This window comes from Streptomyces sp. NPDC058198 (assembly GCF_042882605.1).
Lineage (GTDB): Bacteria > Actinomycetota > Actinomycetes > Streptomycetales > Streptomycetaceae > Streptomyces.
In genome coordinates, this window is the sequence record NZ_JBHVVP010000003.1 from 270,142 (window position 1) to 290,707 (window position 20,566).

The 20,566-nt window shown below is 73.0% G+C and carries 11 protein-coding genes; 8 read left to right on the forward strand and 3 right to left on the reverse strand.

Going from position 1 to position 20,566, the window contains the following annotated elements; translation table 11 throughout:
- The first annotated feature begins 169 nt into the window (after positions 1 to 169).
- The 5 genes from ACFVWW_RS13495 to moeZ all read left to right on the forward strand — a co-directional run bounded on the left by ACFVWW_RS13495 (position 170) and on the right by moeZ (position 6,286).
- Positions 170 to 1,930, forward strand: a complete 1,761-nt coding sequence (locus ACFVWW_RS13495) for a DUF3492 domain-containing protein (protein WP_386878496.1) — start codon at positions 170 to 172, stop codon at positions 1,928 to 1,930.
- A gap of 13 nt (positions 1,931 to 1,943) precedes the next feature.
- A complete protein-coding gene (locus tag ACFVWW_RS13500; protein WP_386878386.1) occupies positions 1,944 to 3,113 on the forward strand; it encodes a hypothetical protein in 1,170 nt (389 codons plus the stop codon).
- Between the two features lie 168 nt (positions 3,114 to 3,281).
- A complete protein-coding gene (locus tag ACFVWW_RS13505; RefSeq protein ID WP_384189617.1) occupies positions 3,282 to 4,256 on the forward strand; it encodes an NAD-dependent epimerase/dehydratase family protein in 975 nt (324 codons plus the stop codon).
- Positions 4,244 to 5,035, forward strand: a complete 792-nt coding sequence (locus ACFVWW_RS13510; protein ID WP_386878385.1) for a spherulation-specific family 4 protein — start codon at positions 4,244 to 4,246, stop codon at positions 5,033 to 5,035. Before ACFVWW_RS13505 ends, ACFVWW_RS13510 begins: the two co-directional genes overlap by 13 nt.
- A gap of 72 nt (positions 5,036 to 5,107) precedes the next feature.
- Complete coding sequence (gene moeZ, locus ACFVWW_RS13515) at positions 5,108 to 6,286, forward strand: adenylyltransferase/sulfurtransferase MoeZ (protein WP_384336418.1); 1,179 nt, start codon at positions 5,108 to 5,110, stop codon at positions 6,284 to 6,286.
- Positions 6,287 to 6,383: 97 nt separating this feature from the next.
- Here the strand turns inward: moeZ and ACFVWW_RS13520 are convergent, their stop codons facing one another.
- The 3 genes from ACFVWW_RS13520 to ACFVWW_RS13530 all read right to left on the reverse strand — a co-directional run bounded on the left by ACFVWW_RS13520 (position 6,384) and on the right by ACFVWW_RS13530 (position 12,667).
- Positions 6,384 to 8,021, reverse strand: a complete 1,638-nt coding sequence (locus ACFVWW_RS13520; protein ID WP_386878384.1) for an alpha/beta hydrolase — start codon at positions 8,019 to 8,021, stop codon at positions 6,384 to 6,386.
- Positions 8,022 to 8,176: 155 nt separating this feature from the next.
- Positions 8,177 to 9,760: an alpha/beta hydrolase gene (locus tag ACFVWW_RS13525; RefSeq protein WP_386878383.1), complete on the reverse strand. Its 1,584-nt coding sequence runs from the start codon at positions 9,758 to 9,760 to the stop codon at positions 8,177 to 8,179.
- Between the two features lie 87 nt (positions 9,761 to 9,847).
- On the reverse strand, positions 9,848 to 12,667 hold the full coding sequence (locus ACFVWW_RS13530) for a lysylphosphatidylglycerol synthase domain-containing protein (RefSeq protein WP_386878382.1): 2,820 nt from the start codon (positions 12,665 to 12,667) through the stop codon (positions 9,848 to 9,850).
- Positions 12,668 to 12,897: 230 nt separating this feature from the next.
- Between ACFVWW_RS13530 and ACFVWW_RS13535 the strand changes: the two genes are divergently transcribed.
- The 3 genes from ACFVWW_RS13535 to ACFVWW_RS13545 all read left to right on the forward strand — a co-directional run bounded on the left by ACFVWW_RS13535 (position 12,898) and on the right by ACFVWW_RS13545 (position 20,563).
- On the forward strand, positions 12,898 to 13,284 hold the full coding sequence (locus ACFVWW_RS13535) for an MGMT family protein (RefSeq protein ID WP_386878381.1): 387 nt from the start codon (positions 12,898 to 12,900) through the stop codon (positions 13,282 to 13,284).
- A gap of 149 nt (positions 13,285 to 13,433) precedes the next feature.
- The gene (locus tag ACFVWW_RS13540) at positions 13,434 to 16,832 is read left to right on the forward strand and encodes an ATP-dependent helicase (protein WP_386878380.1); all 3,399 of its coding nucleotides are present in this window, start codon (positions 13,434 to 13,436) and stop codon (positions 16,830 to 16,832) included.
- 107 nt (positions 16,833 to 16,939) lie between these two features.
- A complete protein-coding gene (locus ACFVWW_RS13545) occupies positions 16,940 to 20,563 on the forward strand; it encodes a UvrD-helicase domain-containing protein (protein WP_386878379.1) in 3,624 nt (1,207 codons plus the stop codon).
- The last annotated feature ends 3 nt before the right edge of the window (positions 20,564 to 20,566 follow it).

The window sequence follows — 20,566 nt, forward strand, 5'->3', positions numbered from 1 at the left end:
GTGGGGCGGCGCGCGGGGGGGCGTTTTCTTCGTCTCGGGGGTTGCCTGGGGGGGGGGTGGGCCGGGGCCCCCCCGCCCCCCCCGCCACCGGCATATCCGCTTACGGTCGTCCCGCTGCGAGTCGCCGGATCAACGGTGGCCGCCCACAAGGGAGATCGGGGGTGTGCCCGTGCGGATCGGACTGCTTACGGACGGTGGGTATCCGTATGCGACGGGTGAGTCCAGGCTCTGGTGCGACCGGCTCGTACGCGGGCTCGCACAGCACGAGTTCGACCTCTACGCGCTGAGCCGCAGCGCACAGCAGGAAGAGCGCGGCTGGATACAGCTGCCCGGCCAGGTCCAGCGGGTGCGCACCGCGCCGCTCTGGGCACCGGCCGACGACGGCCGCCGCCACGGACGGCGTGACCGGCGCCGGTTCGCCGAGCATGTCCGGCAACTGGCCACGTCCCTCTGTTCCGACTGTTCCGACGGGACGGACGGAGCGCGGGGCGCGGACGGGGAACCGGGCGCGGACGCCTTCGCGGCCGGGCTCTACGGACTCGCCGACCTGGCCATGGAGCGCGGCGGCCTCTACACGGCCCTGCGCTCGGAAACCACCGTACGGCTGCTGGAATCCGCCTGCCGCGCACCCGGCGCGCGCCGGAGCGTGCACACCGCCACCGTCCCCGACCTGCTGGCCTTCGCCGATCAGCTGGAGCGCGCACTGCGCCCCCTCTCGCTCGACTGGTACGGCGACGAGGCACTGGGCGCGGCCGACCTCTGCCACGCCGCGTCCGGCGGACCTGCGGCGCTGCCCGGCCTGTTGGCCAAACGCTTCTTCGGGGCCCCGCTGCTGGTGACGGAGTACGGCGTACACCTGCGGGCCCACTACCTGGCGGCCGGCGCACCCCGGGCCGACGGCCCTGAAGGCCCCCTGACCGAACCGGCGTTCCGCACCCCGGTCCGCTCCCTGCTCGCCGCGTTCCAGCGGCGGCTGGCCGCCGAGGTCTACCGGCAGGCGAGCGTCATCACCCCCGGCAACACCCACTCCAGGCGCTGGCAGGAGCGCTGCGGCGCCGACCGCGCCAAGCTGCGCACCGTCTACCCCGGTATGGAGGCGGAGCGCTTCGCCGCGGTGGGGGACGGGGACGACGGCGGCGACCCCGGCACCCTCGTCTGGGTCGGCAGGATCGAACCCGCCAAGGACCTCATCTCGCTGCTGCACGCCTTCGCCGAGATCCGTAAGGCGGAGCCGGACGCGCGGCTGCGGATCGTGGGCGCCCCGGCGCAGGGCCCCGAGCCCGCCGCGTACCTCGCCCACTGCCGGAGCCTCGCCGCCCAGCTCTTCCCCGACGAGGCGGCCGGGGCGCACGCCGTCGGCGACAACCCCGTCTCCTTCGAGGAGATCGGCGGCCCCGAGACGCCCGAACTGCCCGACGCCTACGCGGCGGGCGGGGTGGTCGTCCTCTCCAGCGTGGTCGAGGGATTCCCGATCAGCCTGGTCGAGGCGATGTTCTGCGGACGGGCGACGGTCTCCACGGACGTCGGCGCGGTCCTCGAAATCATCGGGGGTACGGGCCTGGTGGTGCCCCCGCGCAATCCGCGGGCGCTCGCGGATGCCTGTCTCGCGCTGCTGCGCGACCCCGAGCGCCGTGAGCGGCTGGGCGCGGCGGCCCGCGCCCGCGCACAGGAGCTCTTCACCGTCGAGCAGAACCTCGCGGCATTTCACGGCATCTATCTGGAGCTCATCTCGCACGCCCCCGTACGGCGCGCCGCGGAGGCCGTGAACGCCGACGGAGCACCGCTGCCGTTCGCCGACCCGGCCGAGATGTACGCCCCGGGACGCTGGACCGGCAGACGCCAGGAGGAGCCCGCGAGGCCCGTGCCGAGCTGGGCACGCACGGGCGAGCGGGTCGGCGCGCACGCCGCCGCGGGGGAGAGCGATGTCTGACGGAGGCCACCCCATGACCGCACCGACCGCACCGGTGGCACCGACGCCGACGCCGACGACGCCGACCTCACCGGCCCCGGCCCCGGCCCCGGCCAGGAAACCGGCTGCCCGCCGTGGGCCCGCCGATCCCGTCAGAGCCCTGATGCACCGCCACCGGCGGCTGTGCGAGCGGGCCGTCGACCCGCTGGAGATCGCCGCCGGTCTGGAGGCGTACGGGATCACCGACCGGACCGCCGCCCGTTTCCGGCACCGCGATGTCTTCTCACTCGCCGAGGAGCTGTACGCACGCGTCCCGCACGGGGCGGACCGGGAGACCCCCGAACCCCCGGCGCGCGTCGCCGATGCGCGCGCCGGGCGGACCGGGACGACCGGCCGGGCGCGGTGGGCCGCTCTCACGCTGCTGCCCGGCGCTGTCTGCTCCCTGACCCTCCTGGGCCTGGAGCACAGTGGCGGGCAGCGACAGCTCGCGATATGCCTGGCGGGAGCCCTGGCGCTCTCCGGTGCGCTGTCCGCCTGTCTCCGGCGCGGGCCGCTGCACGCCGGGGGCCGTACGGTCCCCGCCGCCGGCCTCTGGGTGTACTGGCTGCTGGCCTATCTGCTCTGCGGTGACGGACTGCTCGACCAGCTCCTCTCCGGCGGCCCCGACGGACCCTGGCCCGTGACCGTGACCCCCCTCGTCGCGCTGGCCTTCGCCGTCGCCCCCGCCGCCTGGTGCGCCCACCTCTTCTCCGTACTGGCGCGGCGCAGACTCACGGACAGCCGGGGACTCGCCGATTTCGCCGCCGGCGCGCGCCCCCTGCTGCTCACGGTCGTGGGGCTGTACGCCGTCGTCCTGACGGGACTGTCACTCCTCGCGCCCCTCGCCCTCCAGGACGACGACGGCGCGCTCGCCGCCACCGTCACCCTCGGCACGCTGTTCCTGCTCGCCCGGCTGCTCACGGTCCACGGCTTCCCCGAGTCCGCCGCCACCGGGCTCGCCGCCGCCTGCGCCGTGGAGGCCCTGGCCTGCGCGTCCGTGCTGGCCGGCCGCCTCCCCGGCTGCGACGCCCTCGCCGCTCCCGTCCGGGCCGTGGTCCTGGCCTGGGGCGCCGGAGCCGTACCCGCCCTCGCCTGCGGAGCGGCCGCGCTCGGACTCCTCACCCACGCCACCGTCGCCCTCTCCCGGGCGTCGGCGCACACCTGACGCACGCACCCGGGGCCCACTCATCCCACGGCGCCGGAGGCGCGGGCGTCCCCCGCGACACGTACCGCGACCACAGCTCGTACCGAGACCACCTCCTAAGGAGACGACCGACATGACCCCGCAATCCACAGCACCCGTAACCGCCCGTCGGCACAGAGGGGCCGCGCGATGAGGGTCCTGCTGCTCGGTGCCAATGGTTTCCTCGGCCGCTTCGTGGCCGACCGGCTGCTCGCCGACCCCGCCGTCCACCTCACGGCTCTCGGCCGCGGCGACGACGCCGACGTACGGTTCGACCTCGCGGGCGGCAGCCCGGGAGCGCTCACCCGCTTCCTGGACGCCGTCCACCCAGGGGTCGTCATCAACTGCGCCGGAGCCACCCGCGGCGGCGCCCGTGAGCTGACCCGGCACAACACGGTCGCCGTGGCGACGGTCTGCGAGGCCCTGCGCCGCAGCGGCTGCGGCGCCCGGCTGGTGCAGCTCGGCTGCGCCTCCGAGTACGGTCCTTCCCAGCAGGGCTCGTCGACCGCCGAGGACGCCGTGCCGCGCCCCGGCGGGCCGTACGGAGTGAGCAAGCTCGCCGCGTCCGAGCTGGTGCTCGGCGCCGGTCTCGACGCCATCGTGCTGCGGGTCTTCTCCCCGGTCGGCCCCGCCACCCCGGCGGGCTCCCCGCTCGGCCGGCTCGCCGAGGCGATGCGCCGCGCCATGCAGTCCGGCGACGGCGAACTGAAGCTCGGCGGACTCGGGGTGCAGCGCGACTTCGTGGACGTACGCGATGTGGCGCGCGCCGTGCACGCCGCCTCGCTCTCCGCCGCGCAGGGCATCGTCAACATCGGCACCGGACGTGCCGTCCGGCTCAGGGACGCCGCCGCCGTGCTGGCGAGGGTCGCCGGCTACGCGGGCGCCCTGCACGAGCTGGACATGCCCTCCGCGCCGATGCGCACCGGCCATGCCACCGTCGGCGCCCCCCGGGGCGAGCCGCTGGTGGAACAGCTGGGCGCCGGCCCCTTCCCGTACCCCGACGGCTGCGGCAGCTGGCAGCAGGCGGACGTACGCACCGCTCGTGACCGGCTCGGCTGGCGGCCCCGGATCAATCTGGAGGAGTCCCTCGCCGATATCTGGATGGAGGCGGCGTGCCGCATCTGACCACCACCGGCGGCCCGCTCTCCGCCACCGGTTCCGGCAGGCTCGGCTTCGGTGTTCCCGGGTACGCGCACCCGCTGCTCGCCCCGGCCGAATGGGCCGAACTGACCCGTCCGGGCACGCCGATGCACTGGGCCGTCCTCAATGTCGCGGACGGCCCCGGCGCCCGTCCCGACCCGCACCGCGTGGAGGCGGCGCGCCGGCTCGGCACCGCGGGCGTACGGGTACTCGGCCATCTCGACCTGGCGTACGGCGCTCGCTCCTTCGGCGAGATCGTCTCCGACGCGCACCGCTTCCTCGACTGGTACGGGGTCGGCGGGTTCTTCCTCGACCGGTGCCCGGCGGGCCGCGCGGACCTGCCCGAGGTCCGGCGGACGACGGCGACCCTGGAAGCGGTGCTGGACGGCGGGGACGACGACGGACATCTCGTGCTGGGGCACGGGACGCATCCGTACCCCGGATACGCCGAGACCGCCGACCAGTTGGTGACCTTCTCCGGGCCGTGGACGGACTACCGCTGGTCGCAGGTGGCCGAGTGGACGGCGGACCATCCGCCGGAGCGGTTCGTCCATCTCGTCCACGGGGTGCCGCGTACGCACCTGGACGAGGCCATGCGGATCGCCCGTTGGCAGGGCGCCGGGACGATCTTCTTCACCGACCGGGGGGAGCGGGGCGGCCGGGGGGCCGGGGACGGCCGAACGGGGCGTAAGGGACCATTCGCGACACTGCCCGGTTACTGGGACGAAATTGTCTCGCGAGTCGGACCGGGTGTCTCGGAATGAGGAGGGCCGTGGCAGTGTTACAGGTGGAACAACCGTACTGAATCACCGACCAACCCCCTTGTTGAGGTCCTTGTGTCGCTGCCACCCCTGGTCGAGCCCGCTGCCGAGCTCACCGTTGACGAGGTCCGCAGGTACTCCCGTCATCTGATCATCCCGGACGTGGGGATGGACGGGCAGAAGCGGCTGAAGAACGCGAAGGTGCTGTGTGTGGGTGCCGGTGGGCTCGGCTCCCCGGCTCTGATGTACCTGGCCGCGGCCGGTGTCGGCACGCTCGGCATCGTGGAGTTCGACGAGGTCGACGAGTCGAACCTGCAGCGCCAGATCATCCACAGCCAGGCCGACATCGGCCGGTCGAAGGCCGCCTCCGCGCGTGACTCCGTCCTCGGTATCAACCCCTATGTGAACGTGATCCTTCACGAAGAGCGGCTCGAAGCCGAGAACGTGATGGAGATCTTCTCGCAGTACGACCTGATCGTGGACGGCACGGACAACTTCGCCACCCGCTATCTGGTCAACGACGCCTGCGTGCTGCTGAACAAGCCGTACGTCTGGGGTTCGATCTACCGCTTCGACGGCCAGGCCAGCGTGTTCTGGTCCGAGCACGGCCCCTGCTACCGCTGCCTCTACCCGGAGCCCCCGCCCCCGGGCATGGTTCCGTCCTGCGCCGAGGGCGGCGTGCTGGGTGTGCTCTGCGCGTCCATCGGCTCCATCCAGGTCACCGAGGCGATCAAGGTCCTGACGGGCATCGGCGAGTCGCTGGTCGGCCGTCTGATGATCTACGACGCCCTGGAGATGCAGTACCGCCAGGTCAAGGTCCGCAAGGACCCCGACTGCGCGATCTGCGGCGAGAACCCCACCGTCACCGAACTCATCGACTACGAGGCCTTCTGCGGTGTCGTCTCGGAGGAGGCCCAGCAGGCGGCGGCCGGCTCGACGATCACTCCCAAGCAGCTCAAGGAGTGGATCGACGACGAGGAGAACATCGAGATCATCGATGTCCGGGAGCCGAACGAGTACGAGATCGTCTCGATCCCCGGTGCGAAGCTGATCCCGAAGAACGAGTTCCTGATGGGCACCGCCCTGGAGAGCCTGCCGCAGGACAAGAAGATCGTCCTGCACTGCAAGACAGGTGTCCGCAGTGCGGAGGTCCTCGCGGTGCTGAAGTCCGCGGGCTTCTCGGACGCGGTGCATGTCGGTGGCGGAGTGATCGGCTGGGTCAACCAGATCGAGCCGGACAAGCCGGTCTACTAGGGCGTACGCCTACGAGATCTTGCAGGTGAAGGGGCCGGTCCACGGGGTGTGGACCGGCCCCTTTCCGCTGCGCGGGCCGTTCTGAGTGGGACAGCCCTCAGGAGCAGCTCTTCCCGGAGGCCGGCACCTTGTCGTGGAGGAAGTAGTCGTTCACCGTCCGGGTGATGCAGCGGTTGCCAGTGGTGTACGCGCCGTGGCCCTCGCCCTCGAAGGTGAGCTGGACACCGACGCCCTCGCCGAGTTCCTCGACCATCCGCTGCGAGCCCTCGTACGGCGTCGCCGAATCGCCCTTGCCGCCGATCACCAGGATGGGGGCCGCGCCGGGCGCCGCCACCTCCGCTGTCTCGTGCTCGCCCGCGACCGGCCAGTCGGCGCACCAGCCGGCCAGGTCCCAGGCCAGATAGGGACCGAAGACCGGCGACACCTTCCGGAAGTCCGCCAGCAGACGGGACCTGACCTCCGTGGCGGTGACGCGCCCCTTGGTGTCCGCGCAGGAGATGGCACGCTGCGAGTGGTGCGCGGTGCCGTAACGGCCCTTCTCGTCCCGGTCGTTGTACGAGTCCGCCAGCCGCAGCAGCCCGCTGCCGTTCCCCCGCTCGGCGGCGTTCAGCGCGTCGGTCAGATACGGCCAGCTCCGCTCGCTGTACAGCGAATTGAAGATCCCGGTGAGCGCGAGGCTCTGGGTGAGCGTGCGGCCGTCGGCGGCCGGCACCGGTTTCCGGTCGAGACGGCCGAGCAGCTTCACCACCCGCGCGGTGCCGGTCTTCGCGCTGATGCCACGGCTCTTGAAGTAGTTCTCCAGGGCGCGCTGGAAGCCGAGTGCCTGGTTGCGGGAGTGGCCGGCGTAGTCGGCGGACGGGTCGACGACCGCGTCCAGGGTGAGCCGCCCGACCCGTGCCGGGAACAAGTGGGCGTAGACGCCGCCCAGTTCGGTGCCGTACGAGAAGCCGAAGTAGTTGAGCTTGTCGTCGCCGAGGACCTGCCGCATCAGATCCATGTCACGGGCGGCGCTGGTGGTCCTGATGTGGGGGAGCACCCGTCCTGAGCGCCGCGCGCAGTCCGCGCCGAAGGCCGCAGCGTCTTCCAGATAGGTCTTCTCCTCGGCCGGGGTGTCCGGGGTCGTGTCGATACGGAGCGCCTTCTCCGTCTGCTGGTCGTCCCGGCACACCACTCCGGAGCTCTCCGCGACCCCGCGTGGGTCGAAGCCGACCAGGTCGTACCGCGTCCGGAGCGTGCTGAACATCCCGGCCGAGGCGGGCAGCGTGGCCACACCGGAGCCACCGGGCCCGCCGAAGTTGAACAGGAGCGAGCCGATGCGGCGACTCCGCTCGCTCGCCTCCGAGCGGATCAGGGCGATCCCGAGGCTCTCGCCGGCCGGCTCGGCGTAGTCCAGCGGCGCCTTCATCGTGGCGCACTTCCAGCGGGAGCCGGGGGCCTTCGCGGCGCTGCCCCACGCCTTCACGGGGGCCGCGCACCGCTTCCAGTCGAGCCGCTGTCCGGTGAGCGCGGCGGGCAGCACGGGCGCCGCGGACGCCGCCGCGGCGGCTGTGCCGGACGGCGTCGCGGTGGCCGTGGCGGACGCCTTCGCGTCGGGCGCGGGATCCTCCGTACCGCTGTCACAGGCGGTGAGGGCGCCGGCCAGCAGGAGCGACACCGCGGACAGGGCGGTTATCCGGATACGGCGGGCGGGTGCGCCGGCAGGTCTGCCTCTGCGTCCGCTGATACGTCTGCGCATGATGCGTCGGGCTCACTTTCGTTCTGCCCTTCGGCGGTGGGGCGCACGAAGCGGGGACGGGGACGGGGATCGGGGGGAGAAGGACGGCTGATCATCCTATGCGCGACACTCCGGGCATTCTCCAGCCACTGAGAGCTGGGCACAGACTGTGCCGACTAGCCACAGACCGTCCCGGCGGTCGGGACCTTGCCGTCCAGGAGATAGCCGTTCACGGCGTCCTGCACACAGGTGTTGCCGCTGTTGTACGCGCCGTGGCCCTGGCCGCGGTACGTCATCTCGACGCCGACGCCCTTGCCCAGCGCGTCGGCCATCGCCTTGGCGCCGGCGTACGGAGTCGCCGGGTCACCGGTGTTGCCGACGACCAGGATCGGCGCCGCGCCCCGCGCGCTCACGTCGGGGGTCTTCCACTGCCCCGGCACCGGCCACTTGGAGCAGCCCATCAGCCCCCAGCCCAGGAAGTCCCCGAAGACGGGCGAGGCCTTACGGAACTCCGGGAGCTTCGCCTTGGTCTGCGCCAGGGTGTAACGCTCCTTGGAATCCGCGCAGTTGATGGCCGCGTTGGCCGCCTGGAGATTGCTGTACCGGCCCTGGTCGTCGCGTCCGTTCATCGCGTCGGACAGGGCGAGCAGCAGGGAGCCGTTCCCGCCGTCGGCCTCGTCCAGTCCCTGTTCCAGCAGCGGCCAGTACTCCTTCGAATAGAGCGCCTGGGCCATGCCGTTGGTCGCCTGCGTCTGCGTCAGCTCCCGGTCGCCGATGCCCGCGATCGGCTGCTTGTCGAGCCGGCCGATCAGCCCGGTGATGAACGCCTCGATCTCCTTCGGCGTGCTGCCGGGCAGTTTGCAGGCGTCGCCGCGGGACACACAGTCCTTCTCGAAGTTGTCGAGGGCGAGCTGAAAGCCCTTCGCCTGGCCGAGCGAGCCCTGTTCCGAGGTCTCGGACGGGTCGACGACCGCGTCGAAGACCGCGCGGCCGACCGACTCCGGATACAGATGGGCGTAGACGCCGCCCAGTTCGGTGCCGTACGAGATCCCGAAGTAGTGGAGCTTGTCGTCGCCGAGGACCTTGCGCATCAGCTCCATGTCGCGGGCGGCGTTGGTCGTACCGACATACGGGAGCGCCTGCCCGGAGTTCTTCTCGCAGGCCGAGGCGAAGGTCGCGAGCCCCTGGGTGAAGCTCTTCTCCTCGGTGGGGTCGTCCGGAGTGAAGTCCTTGGCGAAGTACGCGTCGAGCTGCTTGTCGCTCTCGCACTCCACGGCGTCGCTGCGGCCGACCCCGCGCGGGTCGAAGCTGACCAGGTCGTAGCGGGAGCGGAGCTTCTCGTAGTCCTTGGAGAAGGCGGGCAGCGCGGCGACGCCGGAGCCGCCGGGGCCACCGAAGTTGAAGATGAGCGAGCCGATCCGCCGGTCCTGTTCCCGGGCCCTGGCCCGGATGAGGGCCAGCCCGATCGTGTCGCCGTCCGGCTTGGCGTAGTCGAGCGGGACGGCCATGATGGAGCACTCCCACGTCGCGCCGCCGGGCAGCGGCGACGGAGCCGTACCGCCGCCCTCCGCGGCGGACGGGACCGGGCACGCCTTCCAGTCGAGCCGCTGGGACACCAGGTCCGTGGGCTTGGCCGTGCTGTTCGAGCTTCCGCTGTCGGAGCTGCCACTGATGTCGGAGCATCCGGTGGCGGTCAGCAGTGCGGCGGTGGAGACCGCGGCGAGGGCCGTTGCGCGCCGGACGGAGGTGGAGGTCGGCATGGCCTCATCGTGCGCCCCGGGGCCGCGCGCCGCGCGGGGCCGCGGGCCATGCGGGTGGCGGACCGCGCCGGAGTCGCGCGCGCGGACCTACAGGGCTCCCTTACGGGTGAGATGGTTGAAGGACAGCCAGCCCGGGAGCACCGGCAGCCACAGCGTCAGCAGCCGGTACAGCAGCACGGCCGGCGCCGCGACCTCCTTCGGCAGCCCCACCGCCAGCAGACCCAGGGTCAGCGCGCCCTCGACCGCGCCCACCCCGCCCGGTGTCGGCGCCGCCGAGCCCAGCGCGTTGCCCGCGAGGAAGACCACCGCGATGCTCGCGTAGCTCAGCTGCTGGTTGCCGTTGTCGAACGCCCGGATCGAGGCGTCCAGACACATCACGAACACGCCCGTCAGCAGCAGCATCCCGCCGATGCCGGTGACCAGCTTCATCGGCCGCTGCAGGACGTCGAGCATGCGCGGCACGACCCCGGCGAACAGCGAGCGCAGCCGGGTCACCACGAACTTCCGCAGGAACGGGATCGCGGTCACGACCAGCACCAGCACGGCGACCGTCAGCAGACCCGCGATCACCGTCCTCGACGGGGTCAGCGATGTCGTCTTCTCGGTACCCGTGAGATAGCCGAAGGACAGCAGCAGCAGGATGTGCGCGCCGAGCCCGAAGAGCTGGGACGCCCCGACGCTCGCCACGGCGAGTCCTGGCCGTACCCCCGCGCGCTGGAGGAAGCGGGTGTTCAGCGCCACACCGCCGACCGCCGCCGGGGCGACGATCTTCACGAAGGACCCGGCGACCTGGGCGACGACGGTCCGCCGGAACGGCACCCGTTCGGGGACGAAGCCCAGCAGGCTCATCGCCGCCGCGACATAACTGAGCGCCGAGAACGCCGCGGCCGCCGCCACCCAGCCCCAGTGCGCCTGGCTGATGACCGTGCCGAAGTCCAGCTGGGTGAACTGCGTGAGCAGGAAGTACGCGGCGACGGCGCCGGCGATGAAGCTCAGGAGCGTACGCGGCTTGATCCGCTCGAGGCGGACCGGTTCGACCGGCGCCTGCGGCCTGATCAGCAGCACCTGCCGCCGCATCAGGGAGAGCAGATCCTCCTCGCGCGCCTCGTCCAGCGCCTCGTCTATCGCCCGTTTCTCCGCCTGTTTCTCGGCGCGCAGCGACTTCCGTACGGCCTTGCGGTCACCGTCGGCGGCCGCGGCGGCCTCCGCGATCTTGGCGCGCTTGTTCGTCTCCGACGCTTCGAGCACGGCCTCGCGCTCGCGCTGCGACCGCTCGCGGGCCAGCCGGCGCAGCGTCGCGCGGGTGGAGCGGCTCAGCGCGATCGGCTGCAGCAGCGGCAGACAGTCGGCGATGGCGTCCGGGCCGAGCACCTCCACCGCCGCGGCGACCGAGCGTTCCGCGCCCACGCGCAGGCCCATCGTGGTGAGCATCTGGGCGGTGTCCATGCGCAGCACCAGATCGCCCGCGGCGATCTCGCCGCCGCGCAGCTCCGTGAGGATCACCTTGCCCGACCGGTCCACGACGAGCGCGTCACCGGTGAGTCTGCGGTGCGCGATGCGCCGTGACTGGAGCGCCTTCACCTGGCGCCAGGCGCCCCGTACGAGCTCGTCGGTGATCTCCGTGTCCGGCAGCGAGTCCAGGGACCGGCCGCCGAGGTGCTCGTACACGAGCATGACGGCGTCGGGGCCGAGCTCCGAGGTGGCGATCAGCTTGGGGGCGTTGGCTCCGGCGGCGATGGCCGCGTACGCGAGCAGCGCTTCCTGTTCCAGCGCCTGGCGCAGGGAGGGGATGGAGCTGCGGGTGGTGAAGGACCGCAGGGTCAGCTGCCGCCACACCCGGTAGAAGAAGCCCTGGGCCTGCTGTTCCCGGTCGACGACGGTGACGTCGAGCGGCGGGCCGTCCTCCAGGGAGACCAGATAGCGGCGGCCCCGGTCACCCTGCTCGGCGGAGTCGGCGACGTCCTCGGCGCGCATCGCGTTGACCGGGCGGAAACCGACCCGGCGCAGACCCGCCATCAGCGTCTGGCCGGTGGGCCGCACATTGGGCGAGCCGACCGCGTAGAGCGTGCCGTACGCCACGGTCCAGCCGATCAGCACGGTGAGCGTGATCGAGAAGGGCGTCGTGTAGCCGGCGACCAGCATCGCGAAGGCGTCGAGCAGCAGCACCACCCACAGGATCACGCGCCATCGGGGTCTGCGGGCCATCCCGACGGCTGTCATATAGGCGATGACGGGGGCGAGATAGCCGTGTACGGGGTCGGTGAGCCCGGCGCCGAGCTGCGGCCGGGTCAGCGCGTCCTGGATCGAGCCCGGCGCGGCTCTGGCGACCCAGAGGTCGGTGGCGAGCGTCACACCGTGGGCCAGTACGGCGGCGAGCACACCGTCCGCGATCCGCAGCCCGTCCCGCTTGATCAGCCGCTCGATCGCGAACGCGACCGGGACGAGCAGGACGGCGATGCTGGACACCAGACCGGCCAGCTTGACCATCAGGTCGGGGGCCTGGCCGGTGCCTTTGCTGATGTCCTGTTCGAGGCCGGAGGTGGTGCCGTGGGCGAAGGCGGAGAGCCCGAGGACGAGGGCGATGGCGAGGATGCCGATGAGCAGGCGCAGCAGGTCGGAGGGGCGGTGGACGCGGGCGGGGAGCAGCGGCTCGTCGCCGGAGACCCGGTCGGCCCGGGTCGCGCCGTGGCCGCAGGGCTCGTCGTCGGCGGGCGGCTCTCCCTGCGGGGGGTCGCCGTCCGCGCCGTCTGCGCCGTTCGCACCGTCCGTGCCGTTCGCGCCGTCGGCGCCGTCAGCGCCGTTCGCGGGAGGACCGGTGGCCGCGCGGGACGTCTCCTCGTCCGCGCGGGGCTCGCTGTCCGGGCGCGACTCAGCGCCAGAGGTACTCGCCGCCGTGGGAGGCTGCACGGCCCGCTCCTCTGCCGAATCCGCTTCTTCTTGATCTCGTATCACCAGTCACCGCCCGGATGATGGTGGCACGAGCGAACGACAGAGGGGGGCATCAGGGTGCATTGCGGGGGCGTGGGGCGTGAGAGATACGTCCCTTTGCGTGGGTACGTACACAGGATTATCGAACATATGCGCCCCGATGTCCCGGGTCGGCGCGGCTGTCGGTGGGGTGCGGCAGGATGGACAGGATGAGCGAGGACGAGCCGACCACAGAGCAGACCGGGGAGCCGTCGGAGCTGCCCGAGTACGCGGAGCGGGTGCTGGATGTCGCCGAACTGATCCCGCCGGGCCGGCTGATGACGTACGGCGATGTCGCGGAGTGGCTCGGCGTGGGCGGACCACGGCAGGTGGGCCGGGCCATGGCGCTCTACGGCGGCGCCGTGCCGTGGTGGCGCGTGGTCCGCTCCGACGGTGTGCTGCTGCCGGGGCACGAGCTGCGGGCTCTGGACCACTACCGCGAGGAGGGCACCCCGCTGCGCGAGGCCCCGCGCGGCGCCGAAGGCCATCTGCCGCGCCTCGACATGAAGCGGGCGCGGTGGGACGGCGCGGACGCGGGCGATGTGTCTCACATATGACAGCTTCCGCCATGCGGCCGGGTAACGGGTGCTCGCCCGGCGCATGTCCCGGCCACCGCGCGGCGTAGCGTCGTCGGCACGCGTCACGCGCACCCCAGCCAGCCCCGTCACCACCAGCACCCGCACCTTCTCCAGGACCGGCGATCCACGTGAGCTCCTCCACTTCCACCGGGCGTACCCCGCACCGTCGGGTACGGCAGCGGATCCCGGGCGCGTACCGACTGGTGCGTACCTCGCCGGTCCCGGTGGATCCCCCCTTGCTGGACGCAGCGCAGCGCACGGTGGTTGACCATGGGGCAGGACCGTTGCTCGTGCTGGCGGGCCCCGGTACGGGCAAGACCACGACACTCGTGGAGTCGGTCGCCGAGCGGGTCGCCCGGGGTACGGATCCGGAACGGATCCTGGTCCTCACCTTCAGCCGCAAGGCGGCCGTGGAGCTGCGCGACCGGATGGCGGTCCGGCTGGGCGGCACGCGCGGGCCGCAGGCGACCACCTTCCACTCCTTCTGCTACGCGCTGATCCGCGCGCACCAGGACGCCGATCTCTTCGCCGAACCGCTGCGGCTGCTCTCCGGGCCCGAGCAGGATGTCGCCGTACGCGACCTGCTCGCCGGCCAGCTCGATCTGGAGCGTGGCGGGCGGGCGCGCGTCCGGTGGCCCGACGAGCTGCGGGCGTGTCTCACCACCCGCGGCTTCGCCGACGAGGTACGGGCCGTGCTGGCCCGCAGCCGCGAACTGGGACTCGGCCCCGACTCGCTGGCGGCGTTCGCGGCCCGTACCGGCCGTCCCGACTGGTCGGCCGCCGCGTCCTTCCTCGCCGAGTATCTCGACGTCCTCGACCTGCAAGGGGTGCTCGACTACGCGGAGCTGGTCCACCGGGCGGTGCTGCTCGCCGGGCGCCCCGAGGTCGCGCAGCGCCTCATGGAGCGGTACGACGCGGTGTTCGTCGACGAGTACCAGGACACCGACCCCGCACAGGTCCGGCTGCTGGGCGCGCTGGCCGGCCACGGCCGCACGCTGGTCGCCTTCGGCGACCCCGATCAGTCGATCTACGCCTTCCGCGGCGCCGATGTGAACGGCATCCTCGACTTTCCGTACACCTTCCCCCGGGCGGACGGCCGTCCCGCGCCGGTGGAGGTCCTCACCACGTCCCGCCGCTCCGGCGACCGGCTGCTGGCGGCGACCCGGCTGCTGACCCGCCGTATGCCGCTGACCCGGCTCCCCTCGGAGAAGGTACGGGCGCACCGCGAGCTGGCGGCGGTCCGGGAAGGCGGCCGGGTCGAGACGTACACGTTCCCGACCCCGTCGACCGAGCTCGACAACATCGCGGACATCCTGCGCCGCGCGCATCTCGAAGACGGCGTCCCCTGGAGCGACATGGCCGTCCTGGTCCGCGCGGGAGGCCGCACCATCCCCTCGATCCGCCGCGCCCTGACGTCGGCGGGCGTCCCTCTGGAGGTGGACGGTGACGATGTCCCCCTCCGCCACGAACCGGCGGTGTCGCCGCTGCTGACGGCGCTCAGGGCCGTTGCCACGGCGGCGATCCACCCGCCCGCCCCGGGCGGCACAGCGGCAGAACCGGACACGGCCGCCACCGTCACCACCCAGTCCGCCGCCACGTCCACCGCCACGCCCGGCCCGGCTCCCGGCCCCGTGCCCAGCCCCACGCCGGCCGCCTGGCTCGACGTCGAGACCGCGCTCACCCTCCTCACCTCGCCCCTCGGCGGCATGGACGCCGCCGATCTGCGGCGGCTCGGCCGGGCGCTGCGGGACGAGGAGCGGGCCGGGGGGAACCGCGTGCCCGCGGCGTCCGACGCGTTGCTCGCGCGGGCGCTCGCCGAGCCCGAGCGGCTCGTCGCGCACGATCCCGCGTACGCCCGGGGCGCGCAGCGGCTCGGCGCGCTGCTGCGCACGGCGCGTGAGCTGCTCGAAGGCGGCGGTACGGCGCAGGAGGCCCTCTGGGAGCTGTGGGACGGCACATCCTGGCCGGGACGGCTCGAACGGTCCGCTCTGCGCGGCGGCGCCGCGGGACGCAACGCCGACCGTGATCTCGACGCCGTGTGCGCCCTCTTCGACGCGGCCGCCCGTGCCGAGGAACGCACCGGGGGTCGGGGCGCGCTGAACTTCCTGGAGGAACTGGACGCCCAGGACATCGCCGCCGACACCCTCAGCCACCGGGCCGTACGCCCCGACGCCGTACGCCTGATGACCGCTCACCGCTCCAAGGGTCTTGAGTGGGGACTCGTCGTCGTGGCCGGCGTCCAGGAGGGCCTGTGGCCCGACCTCAGGCGCCGCGGCTCCCTCCTGGAGGCGGACAGGATCGGCCGCGACGGCCTTGCCGAGCCCCTCACTCCCGGCGCCCTCCTTACGGAGGAGCGCCGGCTGTTCTACGTCGCCGCGACCCGCGCCCGCGACCGCCTCGTCGTCACCGCCGTCAAGGCCCCCGCCGACGACGGCGACCAGCCCTCCCGTTTCCTCGCCGAACTCGGCGTCGAGCCCAGGGATGTCACCGGCCGCCCCCGGCGCCCGCTCGCCGTTGCCGCGCTCGTCGCCGAACTGCGCGCCACCACCGTCGACCCGGAGGCGAGCCCGGCCCTCCGGGACGCCGCCGCCCGCCGCCTCGCCCGGCTCGCGGCGCTCGGCGACGAGGACGGCCAGCCGCTCGTCCCGTCCGCGCATCCGCACCGCTGGTGGGGCCTGTACGAGCCGACCGAGAGTCCGGTGCCGCTGCGCGACCGGGACCGCCCCGTCGCCCTCTCCGGCAGCGCGCTCGAACAACTCGCCCGCACCTGCGCGCTCCAGTGGTTCCTGGGACGCGAGGTGAAGGCCGACGCGCCCGCCACCGCCGCCCAGGGGTTCGGCAACGTCGTGCACGTCCTGGCCGACGAGGTGGCCTCCGGCCGTACCCCCGCCGACCTCGCCGTCCTCATGGAGCGACTGGACTCCGTATGGGACGCGCTCGCCTTCGACGCCCCCTGGAAGTCGCAGCAGGAGAAGGAGCACGCGCGCGTGGCGCTCGAACGCTTCCTGCGCTGGCATGTCATGGACCGCGGCGGCCGCACCCCCGCCGCCACCGAGCACGGATTCGACGTCACCCTCGAAGCGGGCGCGTACGAGGTACGGATCCGGGGCTCCATGGACCGCGTCGAGCAGGACGCGGAAGGCCGCGCCTACGTCGTCGACTTCAAGACCGGGAAGCAGGCCCCCACCAAGGACGAGGTCGCCCACCACCCCCAGCTCGCCGTCTACCAGCTCGCGGTCCGCGAGGGCGCGCTGGACGAGGTCTTCGACGGCCGTCGCCCGGAGCCCGGCGGCGCCGAACTCGTACAGCTGCGCCAGCCCGCGCCGAAGAAGGAGGGCGGCGACCAACTCCCCAAGATCCAGGCCCAGGAGCCGCTCGCCGGGGAGTGGGTCGGCGACCTGCTCGCCACCGCGGCCGGCCGCGTCCTGGACGAACGCTTCACCCCCACCACGGGCCAGCACTGCGCGAACTGCACGTTCCGCGCGTCCTGCAGCGCGCAGCCGGAGGGCCGCCAGGTCGTGGAGTGAGCGTACGGATCAGAAGCCGGGGGAAGCGACAGCCGGCCGGCACCCTCCGCGGCCTTCATTCGCTACCGCCTCCGGTCAGTGTCAGTGGTGGCCGATAGCCTCCTGAGGTGTCCGCGCACCTCACCGATCCCGAGCAGCTCAAGGAGCTCCTCGGGATCCCCTTCACCCCGGAGCAGACCGGCTGCATCACGGCGCCGCCCGCCCCGCAGGTGATCGTGGCCGGAGCCGGCTCGGGGAAGACGACGGTCATGGCCGCCCGGGTGGTGTGGCTGGTGGGTACCGGACAGGTCGCCCCCGAGCAGGTCCTCGGCCTCACGTTCACCAACAAGGCGGCGGGCGAGCTGGCCGAGCGGGTCCGCACGGCGCTCGTACGGGCCGGTGTCACCGACCCCGACGCCATCGACCCCGACCATCCGCCGGGCGAGCCCCGCATCTCGACGTACCACGCCTTCGCCGGCCGGCTGCTCACCGACCACGGCCTGCGGATCGGCCTCGAACCCACCACCCGGCTGCTCGCCGACGCCACCCGCTTCCAGCTCGCCGCGCGGGTGCTGCGGGACGCGCCGGGACCGTATCCCGCACTGACCAAAACGCTTCCCGCCCTGGTCAGCGATCTGCTCGCGCTCGACGCCGAGCTGGCAGAGCATCTCGTGCAACCGGGCCGGCTCGGCGCGTACGACACCGACCTGCTGGCCACCCTGGACAGCGCCGTGCTCAGCAACGCCGAGCTGCGCAAGGTGCCCGAGACCGCCGCCGCCCGCCGCGAACTGCTCGACCTGGTGCGGCGCTACCGCGAGGCCAAGAGCGCCCGCGACCTCGTCGACTTCGGCGACCAGATCGCCCTCTCCGCCCAGCTCGCCGGGACGCGGCCCGAGGTCGGCGACCTCCTCAGGGACGAATTCCGGGTCGTCCTGCTCGACGAGTACCAGGACACCTCGGTCGCCCAGCGGCTCCTGCTCTCCGGGCTCTTCGGCGGCGGCTCAGGACACGCGGTGACCGCGGTCGGTGACCCCTGCCAGGCGATCTACGGCTGGCGCGGCGCCTCCGTCGCCAACCTCGACGACTTCCCCGCCCACTTCCCGTACGCCGACGGGCGCCCCGCCACCCGCTACTCCCTCAGCGAGAACCGCCGCAGCGGCGGCCGGCTCCTCGACCTCGCCAACGGCCTCGCCGAGCCGCTGCGCGCGATGCACGAAGGCGTCGAGGCGCTGCGCCCCGCGCCGGGCGCCGAGCGCGACGGAGGCGTGCGCTGCGCGCTGCTCGCCACGCACGCGCAGGAGATCGAGTGGCTCGCCGACTCGATCGCCCACCTCGTGCGCACGGGCAAGGAGCCGGGCGAGATCGCCGTGCTGTGCCGCACGGCCGGCGACTTCCCGGAGATCCAGGGCGCGCTGGTGGCCCGCGAGGTGCCGGTCGAGGTCGTGGGCCTGTCAGGGCTGCTCCATCTCCCCGAGGTCGCCGACCTCGTCGCGATGTGCGAGGTCCTCCAGGACCCCGGCGCCAACGCCTCTCTCGTACGGCTCCTGACCGGGCCGCGCTGGCGCATCGGCCCGCGCGACCTGGCACTGCTGGGCCGCCGGGCCAGACTGCTGGTCCACCGCGGCACCGGCCCCGACGCGGACGAGGACCTCGGCGCACGGCTGGCCGCGGCCGTCGAGGGCACCGACCCGGCGGAGGTGATCTCGCTGGCCGACGCCCTCGACACGTTCCTGGAGTCGGCCGGCGCCCCGGACGACGCACTGCCCTTCTCCGCCGCCGCCCGGGTCCGCTTCGCCCGTCTCGCCACCGAACTGCGTGAACTGCGCCGGTCGCTGGCCGACCCCTTGATGGACGTCCTGCACCGCGTCCTGTCCACCACCGGCCTCGAGGTCGAACTCTCCGCGTCCCCGCACGCCCTGGCCGCCCGTCGGCGGGAGACGCTGAGCAACTTCCTCGACATAGCGGCCTCCTTCGCCGCGCTCGACGGGCAGGCCGGTCTGCTGGCCTTCCTGGCGTTCCTGCGCACGGCCGCGCAGTACGAGAAGGGCCTCGACAACGCGCTGCCGGGCGGCGAGAACACCGTGAAGGTGCTCACGGCCCACAAGTCGAAGGGGCTGGAGTGGGATGTCGTCGCCGTCCCCGGCCTGGTTACCGGACAGTTCCCCAGCGGCAAGGCCCGCGAGGCCTGGACGTCCCAGCCGAAGGTCCTCCCGCACGCGCTGCGCGGCGACGCACCGACGCTTCCGGACATCGCGTCCTGGGACGCGAAGGGCCTGAAGTCCTTCAAGGAGGCCATGAAGGCGCACCAGCACACGGAAGAACTGCGCCTCGGCTATGTCACCTTCACCCGCCCGCGCTCCCTGTTGCTCGGCTCGGGCCACTGGTGGGGGCCCACCCAGAAACGCCCCCGCGGCCCGTCGGACTTCTTGCACGCCCTGTACGACCACTGCGCGGCCGGTCATGGCGAGATCGAGGTGTGGGCGGACGAACCGGAGGAGGCGGAGGACAACCCGGCACTGCGAGCCGAAAGCACTCCCCATGCCTGGCCCCTCCCGCTGGACGCGCTGTCCCTGGCCCGCCGCAGAGCCGCGGCGGACACGGTCCTGGCCCACCTGGACGCGCTGAGGTCGGGCGGCGAGGACGACGGCGAGGACGAGCTGCCGGAGCCGGAGCCGGAGCCGGTGATGGACATCTGGGACGACGAGCCCGAGCCGTTCGAGCCGCACGACCCCGATCAGGACGACCCCGATCAGGCCGATCTGTCCGACTGGGACGCCTGGGACACCACGCGCGACGCGACGATCCCGGCGCCGTCTCCCGGGGAGGCCGCCGACCCAGACGCCGCCGACCCAGACAGAGCCGGCACAGACGGCGCCGACACCGGCCCGAGTCGTGCGCACCCCGCGCCCATCCCCGTTCCCGGCCCCCGGTCGCAGTCCGGCGCGACCGCCGCCCGCCGCGAAGCGGGCCTCACCCCCGAAGAGGTCCGCGCCCTCGCCTCCTGGGACCGCGATCTCGACGCCCTCGCCGGGGAGCTGCGGCGTGCCCGCGCGACCGTCCGCGACGTGCCCGTACCGCCCTCCCTCTCCGCCTCCCAGCTGCTGCGCCTCGCCGCGGACCCGGACGGCTACGCCCAGGACCTGGCCCGCCCCATGCCCCGCCGGCCGCAGCCCGCCGCCCGCAGAGGCACCCGGTTCCACGCCTGGGTGGAGTCGAGGTTCGAGGAGCTGCCGCTGCCGATGCTCGGCCCGGACGAGCTGCCCGGGGGCGACGAGGACGAGCCGGAGATCGCGGACGAACGGGAGCTGGCCGCGCTCAAGGCCGCCTTCGAGCGCACCCCGTACGCCCGGCGCACGCCGCACCGCGTGGAGACGCCGTTCCATCTCACCCTCGCCGGCCGGGTGATCCGGGGCCGTATCGATGCCGTCTATCGCCGCGCCCACGTCGACCCGGTGACCGGTCAGGACACGTATACGTACGAGATCGTCGACTGGAAGACCAGCCGAGCCCGCACCGGCGACCCTCTCCAGCTCGCCGTCTACCGCCTCGCCTGGGCCGAGCAGCACGGTCTCCCGCTGACCGCGGTCACGGCCGCGTTCCTCTACGTACGCAGCGGAGAGGTCGTCCGCCCCGACCGCCTCCCCGGCCGCCCGGAGCTGGAACGCATCCTCACCGGCGAGGAGACCGGGGACGCGGCCACGGACGGGCGATCCGTGGAACCGGCAGACGAGACCGCTCCCGGAGCCCGTTAGGCT

Excerpts from the sequence above, each read along its gene's own strand:
- ACFVWW_RS13520 (WP_386878384.1), bottom strand. The coding sequence starts at position 8,021 with ATGCGCAGACGTATCAGCGGACGCAGAGGCAGACCTGCCGGCGCACCC.
- ACFVWW_RS13525 (WP_386878383.1), bottom strand. The coding sequence starts at position 9,760 with ATGCCGACCTCCACCTCCGTCCGGCGCGCAACGGCCCTCGCCGCGGTC.
- ACFVWW_RS13505 (WP_384189617.1), top strand. The coding sequence starts at position 3,282 with ATGAGGGTCCTGCTGCTCGGTGCCAATGGTTTCCTCGGCCGCTTCGTG.
- ACFVWW_RS13535 (WP_386878381.1), top strand. The coding sequence starts at position 12,898 with ATGAGCGAGGACGAGCCGACCACAGAGCAGACCGGGGAGCCGTCGGAG.
- ACFVWW_RS13500 (WP_386878386.1), top strand. The coding sequence starts at position 1,944 with ATGACCGCACCGACCGCACCGGTGGCACCGACGCCGACGCCGACGACG.